Origin of the sequence: Streptomyces sp. NPDC020875 (genome assembly GCF_040641415.1) — a bacterium.
Lineage (GTDB): Bacteria > Actinomycetota > Actinomycetes > Streptomycetales > Streptomycetaceae > Streptomyces.
In genome coordinates this window covers 1-12,375 of sequence record NZ_JBFADP010000102.1, presented here as the reverse complement: position 1 = coordinate 12,375, position 12,375 = coordinate 1, and the positions used below count along the sequence as shown (strand labels likewise).

The 12,375-nt window shown below is 72.5% G+C and carries 12 protein-coding genes; 7 read left to right on the top strand and 5 right to left on the bottom strand.

The genetic code is table 11. The annotated features are described in order from the left end of the window. Window positions 1–69: 69 nt before the first annotated feature. Complete coding sequence (locus tag AB0G74_RS33440; protein ID WP_361154236.1) at window positions 70–519, bottom strand: RICIN domain-containing protein; 450 nt, start codon at window positions 517–519, stop codon at window positions 70–72. 477 nt (window positions 520–996) lie between these two features. Here AB0G74_RS33440 and AB0G74_RS33435 point away from each other — a divergent pair, with 477 nt between their 5' ends. Genes AB0G74_RS33435 through AB0G74_RS33420 form a run of 4 tightly spaced genes read left to right on the top strand, consistent with a single transcriptional unit; the run spans window position 997 to window position 5,363 of the window. Beyond that, on the top strand, window positions 997–1,857 hold the full coding sequence (locus tag AB0G74_RS33435; protein WP_361154233.1) for an ABC transporter ATP-binding protein: 861 nt from the start codon (window positions 997–999) through the stop codon (window positions 1,855–1,857). Then, complete coding sequence (locus AB0G74_RS33430; RefSeq protein WP_361154230.1) at window positions 1,854–2,882, top strand: ABC transporter substrate-binding protein; 1,029 nt, start codon at window positions 1,854–1,856, stop codon at window positions 2,880–2,882. Before AB0G74_RS33435 ends, AB0G74_RS33430 begins: the two co-directional genes overlap by 4 nt. After that, window positions 2,863–3,669 carry an ABC transporter permease subunit gene (locus AB0G74_RS33425; RefSeq protein ID WP_361154227.1) on the top strand — a complete coding sequence of 269 codons (807 nt, stop codon included), beginning with the start codon at window positions 2,863–2,865 and terminating at the stop codon, window positions 3,667–3,669. Before AB0G74_RS33430 ends, AB0G74_RS33425 begins: the two co-directional genes overlap by 20 nt. Next, window positions 3,666–5,363: an FAD-dependent monooxygenase gene (locus AB0G74_RS33420; protein WP_361154224.1), complete on the top strand. Its 1,698-nt coding sequence runs from the start codon at window positions 3,666–3,668 to the stop codon at window positions 5,361–5,363. The genes AB0G74_RS33425 and AB0G74_RS33420 overlap by 4 nt, the downstream gene beginning before the upstream one ends. Window positions 5,364–5,464: 101 nt before the next feature. Here AB0G74_RS33420 and AB0G74_RS33415 read toward each other — a convergent pair whose 3' ends face one another. Both AB0G74_RS33415 and AB0G74_RS33410 read right to left on the bottom strand, forming a co-directional pair. Beyond that, window positions 5,465–5,713, bottom strand: coding sequence for a hypothetical protein (locus tag AB0G74_RS33415; protein WP_361154222.1), 249 nt, complete (start codon window positions 5,711–5,713; stop codon window positions 5,465–5,467). After that, window positions 5,710–6,018 (bottom strand): hypothetical protein, encoded by a 309-nt coding sequence (locus tag AB0G74_RS33410; RefSeq protein ID WP_361154220.1) that lies wholly within the window; start codon window positions 6,016–6,018, stop codon window positions 5,710–5,712. Before AB0G74_RS33410 ends, AB0G74_RS33415 begins: the two co-directional genes overlap by 4 nt. A 135-nt stretch (window positions 6,019–6,153) precedes the next feature. On the opposite strand from AB0G74_RS33410, the gene AB0G74_RS33405 reads away from it, so the two are divergent. Next, a complete protein-coding gene (locus tag AB0G74_RS33405) occupies window positions 6,154–8,052 on the top strand; it encodes an ABC transporter ATP-binding protein (protein WP_361154217.1) in 1,899 nt (632 codons plus the stop codon). 375 nt (window positions 8,053–8,427) lie between these two features. Beyond that, window positions 8,428–8,805 (top strand): hypothetical protein, encoded by a 378-nt coding sequence (locus AB0G74_RS33400; protein ID WP_361154214.1) that lies wholly within the window; start codon window positions 8,428–8,430, stop codon window positions 8,803–8,805. Between the two features lie 78 nt (window positions 8,806–8,883). Here the strand turns inward: AB0G74_RS33400 and AB0G74_RS33395 are convergent, their stop codons facing one another. Further along, a complete protein-coding gene (locus AB0G74_RS33395; protein WP_361154212.1) occupies window positions 8,884–9,420 on the bottom strand; it encodes an RICIN domain-containing protein in 537 nt (178 codons plus the stop codon). 231 nt (window positions 9,421–9,651) lie between these two features. After that, window positions 9,652–10,935 (bottom strand): adenylosuccinate synthase, encoded by a 1,284-nt coding sequence (locus AB0G74_RS33390; RefSeq protein ID WP_361154209.1) that lies wholly within the window; start codon window positions 10,933–10,935, stop codon window positions 9,652–9,654. A 164-nt stretch (window positions 10,936–11,099) separates the two neighbouring features. Here AB0G74_RS33390 and AB0G74_RS33385 point away from each other — a divergent pair, with 164 nt between their 5' ends. Further along, window positions 11,100–11,888 (top strand): diacylglycerol kinase, encoded by a 789-nt coding sequence (locus tag AB0G74_RS33385; protein WP_361154206.1) that lies wholly within the window; start codon window positions 11,100–11,102, stop codon window positions 11,886–11,888. Window positions 11,889–12,375: the final 487 nt, after the last annotated feature.

Below are 12,375 nucleotides of genomic sequence, written 5' to 3'. Positions count from 1 at the left end.
AGTCGAAGGCGCTGGAGTGGAAGAGCGTCCAGGTGTCCTCGGGGGTGAGGCCGAAGTCGCAACCGGTGGTCAGGACCGCCAGCGCTGGTAGTCGCCGCCGTTGCAGCCCAGCGTGTAGACCCTCCCGGCGCCGTTGCTGTCCAGGCACCTGCCGGTGGCCGCGTTCCGCCAGACGACGACGCCCGCGCCCGACTCCCGTACCGTCCAGCGCTGGTAGTTGCCACCGTTGCAGCCGAGCGTGTACGCATCACCGGCGCCGTTGCTGTCCAGGCACTTGCCGGTGGCCACGTTCTTGATCAGTCCGCCTCCGGTGCCGTTGAACTCCACCGTCCAGCGCTGGTTGGCGCCGCCGTTGCAGCCCAGCGTGTAGACCTTCCCGGCGCCGTTACTGTCGAGGCACTTGCCGGTGGCCACACTCGCGAACCGCACCTGCGGGGCGGCCGACGCCGGGGCGGCCGAGGTGGCCACCAGGGCGCATCCCACGCCCAGGGCCGCGAAGAGGGTGCTCCGTAACCGCATGTCCGAACCTCCTGCTCGAATCGGATGAGAAACCGGATGAGAGATCGGGTGGGAGACCGGGCGGGAGACCGCCCGAGCCGAGGTCCCGGCGTGCCGTAGGCGTCGGACCGCGCGGACCCCGCCGGGGACACACCCGGACGCACCCGTACGCAATCGGGTGAATGGCGCGACGGACCCATCGCGTCCGTCCCGGGGCACACGTCTGCCCCGTCACTTCCGTACCGCCCGTCACATCGCGGGCGGAGCCGACAGGTTGACAGTCCGGGACGGCTCCCGCCAAGGGTCAGATCCCGCCAGCGGCCTTCGCATCCGCAACCGCCGCACCCATCACGCGCGATACCCGGCCGGTAACGGGCGCGGCGTTGATTGGAGTCGTACTCTATAGTTAGGCTCGCCTTAGCTGATCGGGCCATGGACGGGCCGCGGGCAGACGGCAGTTGGCCGACGGATCGAGATCCGACACGTTCTGGGGGGCGAATGTCCGCAGGGGGAGTCACGTTCCGCGCCGTCGGGCACGCGTACCGCTCACGACGGCTGTTCCACGATCTCCACCTGGATGTTCCCGCCGGGACCGTCCTCGCCGTACTCGGCCCCTCCGGGGTGGGGAAGAGCACCCTGTTACGGCTGGCCGCGGGGCTGCACCGGCCCACGACGGGGGCGGTGACCGCGCCCGGCCGGGTCGGTTACGCCTTCGCCGAACCGCGGCTGATGCCCTGGCGGACCGCCCTGGAGAATGTGGTGTTCGCCCTCGGCCGCCGCCCCTCCGACGCCGACCGCGAACACGCCCACTCGCTGCTGACCCGGCTCGGACTGGCCGATTCCGCCCCCGCGTATCCCGCCGCCCTGTCGACCGGAATGCGCCAACGCGTCGCCCTGGCCCGGGCGTTGATCGTACGGGCCCCTCTGCTGATCCTCGACGAACCCGTATCGGCGCTGGACATCACGCTCCGCGCCGAGGTGCGGCGGACCCTGCTGGAGCTGGCCCGGGACGCGGGCTCCACGGTCCTGTGGTCGACGCACGACCCGCACGAGGCCGCGATCACCGCCCGGCAGGCACTGATCATCCGGCCCGGCGGACACCGGATCCTGCCCCTGGGGCCGACCCCGGACGGCGGCCGGGACGGCGAGGCCGTGGCCCGGGCCGAAGCGGAGATCGTCGCCGCCCTCACCGGCCCCGACGCCCAAGGCGCCCCCGGGCCCGAAGCCCCGGCATCCGCCGACACCCGCACCCCGGGCACCACGGGCCCCCGCGTACCCAGCACGGCGCACGACCCCGCCACCCCGGCGGCGACCCCCTCAGGACCGCACCACACCTACAGCTCAGGAGCGCCCGAGTGATCACGCCCGTCCTCCGTACCCCCCGTTCCTCCCGTGTCCGGCTCGCGGTGACCGCCCACGTCCTGGTGGCGGCGGCCCTGCTGACCGGCTGCGGGGACTCCGGGGACGAGGGGAAGTCGTCGGGGCTGCGGATCGGCGTCGCGCCGAACGCCGTACTCGACGCCGTCACCGCCGGACTGCGGACCGACTCCGAGCTGAAGACGGAGGCGGGGAAGGTCTCCTTCAGCGCCCTGCGCACCCCCGACGAGATGCGCACCCAGCTCACCAGCGGCTCCGTCGACGTCCTCACGCTCCCCAGCAATATCGCCGCCAATCTGCACAGCCGGGGCGTCGACGTCCGGATCCTCGGTGTCCTCGACGGCCCGGTCGACGTCCTGGTGGGACCGGCGGACGCGGGCACGACCTGGGAGTCGCTCCGCGGCAAGACCGTGCACATAGCCTTCAAGGGCGATGTGAACGACGTCCTCTTCCGCAGCCTGGCCGAGCAGAACGGGCTGACGCCCGGCGAGGACGTCACCGTCGTCAACCACCCCGGTCTGCCCGACCTGCTGACCGCCGTCGGCGCGGGCAAGGCCGACTACGCGCTGCTCCCCGAGCACCAGGCGAGCCTGGCCTCGGCCCGCGCCAAGTCGGCGGGCAAGCCGAAGAAGCCGGTCCTCACCCTGGGCGCCGAGTGGAAGAAGAAGACCGGCCGGGAGACCCTGCCGACCTACGCCATCGGCGTCCGGGGCAAGTACGCCGACGCCAACCCCGAGGTCGTCCGTACGCTCCACCAGGCCCTCGCCCGCTCCACCCAGAACGCGGTCTCCCGCGCGGGCGACATCGCGCCCGGCGTCGCCGAGCGCACCGGCGCGCCGCAGCCCCTGATCACCGGGCTCCTCGGCCGCCTCGACCCGGCGTACCGCACCGCGAAGGACGTCAAGGGCGAGCTGACCGCCCTCTTCCAGGAGCTCGCCGCCGCCTCGCCGGCCCTGCTGGGAGGGAAGGTGCCGGGTGCGGAACTCTATGTCACGGAAGGCTCGTGACACGGCGCTCGTCGCCGCCGGTACGGCGGTACTGCTCGGGCTCTGGCAGCTGTGGGCGGCCCGGCAGCCCGCCGTCCTCGTCCCGTCGCCCGCCGAGACCGCCGAGGCGCTGGGGCGGCTCGCCGCCGACGGGGTGCTCTGGGAAGAGGTGGTACGGAGTCTCGGCCGCGCCCTCACCGGGTCCGTATTGGCCCTGCTGATCGGTGTGGCCTGGGGGCTGATCAGCGGTAGCAGCGGTATCGCCGAGGGGCTGGGCAGACCGCTGCGGGCGATGCTGCTGGGTATCCCCCCGATCGTGCCCGTCGTGATGGGCATGGTCTGGTGGGGCAGCGGGGGCGAGGTGCCGGTCTTCGTGGCCACCCTGGTGTCGGTGCCGGTCGTCGCGGTCGCGATAGCCGAGGCGGTGCGCGCCCTCGACCCCGAACTCCGGGAGATGGCCACCGCCTTCCGCGTACCGCTCGTCCACCGGCTGCGCCATCTGGTGCTCCCGGCCCTGACGGCGCCCCTGCTCGCCTCGGTGGCGCTGGTGACCACCACATCGCTGCGCACCGTGATCATGGCCGAACTGCTCGCCGCCCCGGACGGGGTCGGCGCCCGGATCGCCACCGCCCGTACCAACCTCGCCACCGACGAGGTCTTCGCCTGGGCCGCCGTCGCGGTGGCCGTCGCCCTGCTCGCCGAGCATCTGCTGATCGGCCCGCTGCGCCGCCGGGCCCGCAGGTGGCGGGGCGATCCCGCCGCGGGCGGGCCCGCGGGCGAACCCGTACTCGAAAGGACCATCCCGTGACCACGGCCTCCGCAGGCTCCGCCCGGGGAACCGCCCCGCTCGCCGCTTCGGACCCGGTGCCCGTCAGCGACGACGTACCCGTACTCGTCGTCGGCGCCGGGCCCGCCGGGCTGACCCTCGCCCTCCTCCTCGACCGGCTCGGCGTCCCCCATCTGCTGATCGAGCGGCGGACCGCGCCGTCGGTCCTGCCGCGCTCCCGGGCCGTCAACGCCCGCAGTATGGAGGTCTTCCGGACCCTCGGGGTCGCCGACGAGATCACCGGCGCCGCCCTCGCCCAGGAGCGGGCGGGGCTGCGGTTCGTCTTCGCGACCACCCTCGCGGCGCTGGACACCCCGGACACGCTGCTGGCGCAGAGTCTGGTCGCCGGGCGGCGCGCGTCGTTCAGCCCGACGTCGACCGTGATGTGCCCGCAGGACGTGGTGGAGTCCGTACTGCGGCGGCGGCTCGACGCCGGCCGGATCCGGTACGGCACGACCCTCACCGGCGTCGAGACCTCCGGCGACCGGGTCACGGCGACCGTGATCGGCCCCGACGGCACACCCCGCCGGATCCGCTGCCGCCAACTGGTCGGCTGCGACGGGGCGCACAGTGCCGTCCGCCGCTCCACCGGTACGGAGCTGCTCGGCGGCGGGCCCGTCACCGAGAACCACCAGGTCCTCTTCGAGGCGGCGCTCGGCCCCCTGATCGGGGAGCTGCGGGCCACCATCACCTTCCTCGACGCCGACGGGGTGCGCGGCTACCTCCAGCCGACATCGGTCCCCGACCGGTGGACGTTCAACCGGATCCTGGAGGACCCGGCGGACACGGCCGCCCCCGCGGACCCGGCGGATCTGGTCCGTACCGTCGCGGGCGATCCGGCGCTGGCGGTGAAGGTGCTGGAGGAATCGCACTGGACCAGCCGGAGCCAGGTCGCCGAACGGCTCTCGTCGGGCCGGGTCCATCTCGCCGGTGACGCGGCCCATCTGGTCACCCCGTTCAGCGGCTCCGGCCTCAATCTGGGCGTCCAGGACGTCCACAACCTGGCCTGGAAGCTGGCGGCCGTCGTCCATGGCTGGGCGGGCCCGGAACTCCTGGAGAGCTACGACCCCGAGCGCCGCCCGGTCGCCGAGTGGACGGCCCGCGAGGACCGGGCCAACAACGCGGACGCCATCGCCACCGGCAACTGGGACCGCTGGCGGGAGGAGTTGCCGAAGCGGCGCGTCAAGGACGGCATCATCCTCGGCTTCCACTACGCGGAGGGGGCGCTGGTCCCCGAGCCGGAGCCGGAGCCCGGCGAGCAGGTCGCCGACCCGTACACCGACTACCGGCCCACGGCCCGGCCCGGACACCGGGCGCCGCATCTGCCGCTGGGCCCGGACGGCGGTTCCGTACTCGACCTGTTCGGGCCCGGGTTCACCCTGCTCACCGCCGCCGACGGGGGCGCCGAGTGGACGGCGGCGGCCGGGCGGGCGGCGGACCGGCTCGGGGTGCCGCTGTCGGCGCGGGTCCTCGGGGCGCTGCCCGGGGAGATCGCGGACGACTGGACGGAGGCGTACGGCATCACCGGCTCGGGCGCGGTCCTGGTCCGCCCCGACGGGCATGTCGCCTGGCGGAGTCCGGTCCTCGCCCCGGACGCGGCGGCCCTGCTGGAGGGCGTACTGCGGACGGTGCTGTGCAGGCCGGAGGAGGCGGAGGACCCGGCGGAGCAGGCGTAGGCGGCGTTGATACAGGCAGTCCGCCGTCTCGTACGAGACCGGCCCCCGGGTCCGAACGGCCCCGGCCCGGGGGTCTCACGCCCCGTACCAGGGGCGCGGGTTCAGGGCGCGGGGACGACCCGGAGCACGGTCACCGTCACGACCCCCGGGCTGACCTCGTAGCGGACCACCGCGATCCGGCCGATGGAGGCGTCCCGGCGGTCCCGGTTGCCGCGTACCCCGCACGATCCGACGCCGTACGGATCGCGGCAGAGCGCCGCCACCCCGGTGTCGAACTCCTTCCGCCGTATCCGGCCGAGGGCGGCCCGGCCCGCGCCCGCCTCGTCGGTATAGGCGATCCGGTACGTCACGGGGCGCCCCGGTACTCGTCGTCGCCCAGGTCGTCGGTGTACGTCACCCCGGAGAAGTCGCCCGCGATCAGCCGGGCGGCCAGCTCCTCCTCGGCCGCGTCCTGCTCGGTCGGGATCAGCATCGCCCAGCGCATCAGCGCCATTTGGAGCCCGTCGGCCGGTATCGACTCGATCTCGTCGGTGAACCGGGCGCGTTCGGTCTCGGGCAGGGCGTCCCGTACACCGGAGATGGTGGCCGGTACGGCGACCGGTCCCCCCGTCATATACATCGTCAGCGATCCGGGATCGCCGCCCGGGTTTCTCATCGGTGCCTCCGTCCGTACGCGCCGCGCGGGACGAGCGTAGGGCGCTTCGGGCCCGGGCGGGGCCTGTACGCCAGATCGCCCGGAATCCCGGCCCGCAGTTGACCTCAACATTGGTCGAGGTTTTACGGTCCCGGTATGAGTATGGAGACCACGGCCTGGACGCAGGCATACCGAGCCATGCACGCCGAGCAGGACCGGCGTCCGTTCAACCGGGCGAGCCTGCGCCGGATCGCCGGCTTCGCCCGCCCGCACCGGGGCCGGATCATCCGCTTCCTCGGACTGAGCGTCCTCACGGCGCTGCTCGCCGTCGCGACCCCGGTACTCGCCGGACGGGTCGTGGACACCATCGTCGGCGGCGGCGACCCGGCGACCGTGATCCGGCTGGCGCTGCTGATCGCCGTGATCGCCGTCGCCGAGGCCGGACTCGGCGTCGTCGAGCGGCTGCTGTCGTCCCGGCTGGGCGAGGGCCTCATCCTCGATCTGCGGACCGCCGTCTACGACCACGTACAGAAGATGCCCGTCGCCTTCTTCACCAGAACCCGGACGGGCGCCCTGGTGAGCCGGCTCAACAACGACGTCATCGGCGCCCAGCGGGCCTTCAGCAGCACGCTGTCCGGGGTCGCGGGCGATATCGTCACCCTCCTCTTCACCCTGATCGTGATGCTCACTCTGTCGTGGCAGATCACCCTGCTGGCGCTGGTACTGCTGCCGGTGTTCGTACTGCCCGCCCGGCGGATGGGCACCAGGATGGCCGCCCTCCAGCGCGAAGGGGCCCGGCTCGACGCCGAGATGGGCACCCGGATGACGGAACGGTTCTCGGCGCCGGGCGCGACCCTGGTCAAGCTGTTCGGCCGCCCCGGCCAGGAGTCCCGCGAGTTCGCCGAACGGGCCGCGCGGGTCCGGGACATCGGGGTACGGACCGCGATGGCGCAGACCGTCTTCATCACCGCCCTCACCCTCGTCTCGGCCCTCGCGCTGGCCCTGGTCTACGGCCTCGGCGGCTGGTACGCGCTGCGCGGCAGCATGGAGCCCGGCGCCGTCGTCGCCCTCGCCCTGCTGCTGACCCGGCTCTACGCCCCGCTGACCGCACTCGCCGGGGCACGGGTGGAGGTGATGGGCGCGCTGGTCAGCTTCGAGCGGGTCTTCGAAGTCCTCGACCTGAAGCCGCTGATCGAGGACCGCGAGGACGCCCGGGAGGCGCGGGAGGGCGCGCTGTCCGTGGAGTTCGACGGGGTCCGCTTCGGCTACCCGGCGGCGGACAAGATCTCCCTCGCGTCCCTGGAGGAGGTCGCGGCGCTCGACACCCGGGGCGGCGAGGAAGTCCTCAAGGGCGTCTCGTTCCGGGCCGAACCCGGCCAGACCATCGCCCTGGTCGGCACGTCGGGCGCGGGCAAGTCCACCATCGCGACGCTGCTGCCCAGGCTCTACGACGTCGACGCGGGCACCGTACGGATCGGCGGTACCGACGTCCGCGAACTGTCCGCCGAGTCCCTGCGCGCCACGGTCGGCATGGTCACCCAGGACGGCCATCTCTTCCACGAGTCCGTACGGGCCAATCTGCTGCTGGCCCGCCCCGACGCGACGGAGGACGACCTGTGGTCGGCCCTGGCGAGGGCCCGGCTCGCCCCGCTGGTCCGGGCCCTGCCGGACGGCCTCGACACGGTCGTCGGCGAACGCGGCTACCGGCTCTCCGGCGGCGAGCGCCAGCGGATGACGATCGCCCGGCTGCTCCTGGCCAACCAGCGCGTCGTCGTCCTCGACGAGGCGACGGCCCATCTCGACAACACCTCGGAGGCGGCGGTCCAGGCCGCCCTGACGGAGGCGCTGGCGGACCGTACGGCCCTCGTCATCGCCCACCGCCTCTCCACGGTCCGCGCCGCCGACCGGATTCTGGTGATCGAGTCGGGCCGGGTGGTGGAACAGGGCACCCACGACGAACTCCTGTCGGCGGACGGCCGGTACGCGGAGCTGTACCGCACCCAGTTCGCCGACCCGGCCGCGGATCCGGCGGGATCGCCCGCCGCCGTGGGGTAGCGGGTTCGGAGCGGACGGCGGAAGGCGGCGGAGGGACGGCGGGACGGCGGCGGTACGGGCCCGGGGCGTATGCCCGGGGCCCGTACCGCCCCGGGCCGTCACATACGGGCGGACCGGCCGACAGACGGGCGGCCGAAAAGCATCGGAAGCGGTACGACGAGCCGTACCGCCGAGTAGGGCACGTCCGGACGGCGGACCGGGCGGCGCAAGGCGGGCAGGCATCGGCATGATGGGGACATGACGACAATCTCTCCGGTCGCGCGAAACCTCGTGAGCGGGGGCCGCGTCCCATTCCCGTGCCAACGCCAGGTCCACTTCCCGTACCGCCACAGGTCCACCGTGTCCGAACCCGACCCCACCCCCTAGGCCCGGAGAATGAGCGCCTGCGACCCCGCCCCCCAATCGCCCCCTTACCGCAGCCCGTTATGGATCGCGTTCGGCTGGTCCGTCGTCGCGCTGAGCCTCGCCTACGCGTCCTCCGCGCTGCTGCTGCTGCCCGAATCCAACGACTGCCGCTACTCCTCGTCTTCCGGTGATCTGACCGCCACCGGATTCGACGTCTTTCCGCCCGACCAGTGGTGCGAATACAACGACACCGAGATGGTGTCATCCGCCCAGTCCTGGTCGTCCCCGGTGCTGTGGACCGCCACGGCGTCCACCCTGCTCTTCGGGATCTGCGCGACGCTGGACAAACACGTGTTCCGGCGCCGGGGCGGGTGGTGGCCGGACCCCGGCCGCCGCCGACGCCCGTAAGACGATCGGGGTTGACACCCGACCCGGGTGTCAACCCACGATGACGACTCGGGCCGGCCGGACCGGCCCGTCGGACCGTCAGACCTGCTCCCAGACCGGCAGCCAGACATCGTTGGCAGCGCCGTTCGCCGTACAGGTGTACTGGATCAGCTGACGGCCCTGACCCACCCCGCCCGCCACATTGAGGCACTTGCCGCTGGAGCGGGCCACGATCTGATAGCCCCGCCCCTTGGCGACGAATCTCCACTGCTCGTTGTCGGCGGTGCCGCAGGTCCACTGGATGACCCGGGCGCCGTTCTCGTTCCCGCCGCCCTCCACATTGAGGCAGAGCCCGCTGTGGACCGACCTGAAGCGGTGGTAGCCCCAGTCCGCGGGCTCCGGCTCCCACCGCTCGTTGGCCGCGCCCGACCAGGGCCACTGGATGACCTCGGCGCCGTTGGCGGTCGACGCGCCCTTGACGTTGGCGACCTGCCCCGGATCACTCGACAGCCGCAGGGTGACCTGCTGGACCGTGGTCGCGGCGGCGGCCCCCTCGGCGAGCGGTACGGGCGCGCCCGCCGTCGCCGTGCCACCCGGCATTCCCAGCGCCAGCGCGACGGCCGACACGACGGTCACGGCTCGCGCGCCCCTCAGCCGCGGACCTCTCGGACCCAGACGCATCCGGCCCACATCCCTTCACTCACTCACGAACTCACGGTGTGCTACAGACCGACACCATGAGTAGCCGCGAATGGGGACGAATATGCGAGGGTTCCCACCCAGGAGCTAATAGACCGATGAGCATACGAAGGCGCCCGGCACGGGAATCCGTGGATTCCGTGCCGGGCGCCGCACCGTACGCGTGCTTTAGAGGAAGGAGTTGATCTCGATCGTCTCGGTCCGGCCCGGACCCACCCCGATCGCCGAGATCGGCGCGCCCGACATCTCCTCCAGCGCCTTCACGTACGCCTGCGCGTTCTTCGGCAGGTCGTCGAAGGTCTTCGCCTTGGTGATGTCCTCCGACCAGCCCGGCAGCATCTCGTAGACCGGCTTGGCGTGGTGGAAGTCGGTCTGCGAGTACGGCAGCTCCTCGACCCGCTTGCCGTCGATCTCGTACGCCACACAGACCGGGATCTGCTCCCAGCCGGTGAGGACGTCCAGCTTCGTCAGGAAGAAGTCCGTCAGACCGTTGACCCGGGTCGCGTACCGGGCGATCACCGCGTCGAACCAGCCGCAGCGGCGGTCACGGCCGGTGGTCACGCCCCGCTCGCCGCCGATCCGGCGCAGCGCCTCGCCGTCCTCGTCGAACAGCTCCGTCGGGAACGGGCCGGCGCCGACGCGGGTCGTGTACGCCTTGAGGATGCCGATGACCCGGGTGATCTTGGTGGGGCCGACGCCCGCGCCCGTGCAGGCACCGCCCGCGGTCGGGTTCGATGAGGTGACGAAGGGGTACGTCCCGTGGTCCACGTCCAGCAGGGTGCCCTGGCCGCCCTCGAAGAGGACGACCTTGCCCTCGTCGATGGCGTCGTTGAGAATCAGGGTCGTGTCGGCGACGTACGGCCGGATCTGGTCCGCGTACTGGAGCAGCTCGTCGACGATCCGGCCGGTCTCGATCGCCCGGCGGTTGAAGACCTTGGCGAGGAGCTGGTTCTTCTGCTCCAGCGCCGCCTCGACCTTCTGGGTGAGGATCGACTCGTCGTACAGGTCCTGGACCCGGACGCCGACCCGGTTGATCTTGTCGGCGTAGGTGGGGCCGATGCCCCGGCCCGTCGTACCGATCTTCCGCTTTCCGAGGAACCGTTCCGTCACCTTGTCCAGCGTGACGTTGTACGGCGTGATCAGATGGGCGTTTCCGCTGATCAGCAACTTGGAAGTGTCGACACCACGGTCATTGAGCCCGCTCAGCTCGGAGAGCAGGACGGCCGGGTCGACCACCACACCGTTGCCGATCACCGGGGTACAGCCCGGCGACAGGATTCCGGAGGGGAGGAGGTGCAGCGCGTACTTCTGGTCGCCGACGACGACCGTGTGACCGGCGTTGTTGCCGCCCTGGTAACGCACCACGTAGTCGACGGACCCGCCGAGCAGGTCGGTGGCCTTCCCCTTGCCCTCGTCACCCCACTGAGCACCGAGCAGCACAAGTGCGGGCACAGGCGTACACCCCTTCCGGGCGGGGCATGTCCAAGGTCAGGGGGATCAGTGTGTCCCGTGTTTTTCCTGGATCCCTCGGACCGGTTGCCCCGGAATAGACGAAGCCCCTGGCGCAATCGCGCAAGGGGCTCTTGCACAAAGATGCTACCCGAGGAAGGACCGAGGTGTCGGATCACGACCAGCTGCTGGTGGTCATCGACCCGGTCGCCCGCCGTCAGGACGGGGAATCGGCGCGGATCGCGAAGGACGTCCTGTGCGGTGGATCCCGGGCCAAGATCTGTCTGCCGGAGAGCCCGGAGGAGTTCGCCAGGGCCCTGGCGCGGCGCGGCACCCGGCGGCCGGTGATCATCGGCGACGACCGGGCACTGCTGCGGGCGGTCGCCCTGCTCCACCGGGACCGCTGGCTGGGCGACGGCGCGCTCTCCCTCGTACCCGTCGGAGCCGCCGTCCGGCTCTCGCACTCCCTCGGCGTACCCGCCGGGCCCGTCGCGGCGGCCCGCGCGGCACTGGACGGGGTGGTACGCCGACTCGACCTCCTGGTCGACGAGAGCGACGGCGTCGTCGTCGGCGACCTGGCGATCCCCGTCACCCCCGGCACCCGCCCCGGCCCGCTGCGGGGCGCCTGGCGGACCGTCCTCGGCCGACGGCCCCGGGTCGCCCCGGTGGGCACCGCCGGACCGGGCCTGCGGCTCCGGGTCGAAGCGGACGGCGCGCTGCTGTGCGACCTCGACCAGGAGGTGACCGACGTCACGGTCCGTACGGCCCACGGCCGCGCCGAGATCACCGTCCGCCACACGAACACCGGCCCGGACGCGCCGGTCACGGTCAAGGCCCACACGGTCACGGTCTCCGGCCCGGACTTCCGCTACCGCGCGGACACGGTCATCACGGGCCCGGTCCGCACCCGCACCTGGTCGGTCCGCGCGGGCGCCTGGGGCTTGACGCTCCCGTAGCCCACGGCGGGGTGCCCTCGCAGCCCCCTCCCCGGGCCGCGCCCGGCCTCGCGGCCCGGGGGTGAGCCGGTCGCGCGGTCCCGCGTGCCCCTATGCCTTCGGCGATGGGGCCCAGTGCCTTGGCCCTCCGGGGAGCCGCCCCGAACTACCCGGGCCGCGCCCGGCGACCTGATGTTGTTCGCGGTCCGCGCCGCCGTCGTGGTTGTTCTCGCAGTTCCCCGCGCCCCTGGGTTGCTCTCCTCGCCGCCCTCGCAGAAAGACGGGCATCCCCCAGGAGCGGTGCTCGGGAGAGCATTTAGGGGCGCGGGGAACTGCGCGAACGGCCCACCACCGGGCCGCAGGCGCGAGCGATAGACCGGCTCGGCAGGACAGACGGCGCGGGCCTCACCCGGAGGGCCAGGCGCTGGGGGTCCCCCCATTGCCGAAGGCATAGGGGGCGGAACTGCGCGAACGGCCACAGGCGGTCCGCGGACTCACCGGCGGGGCG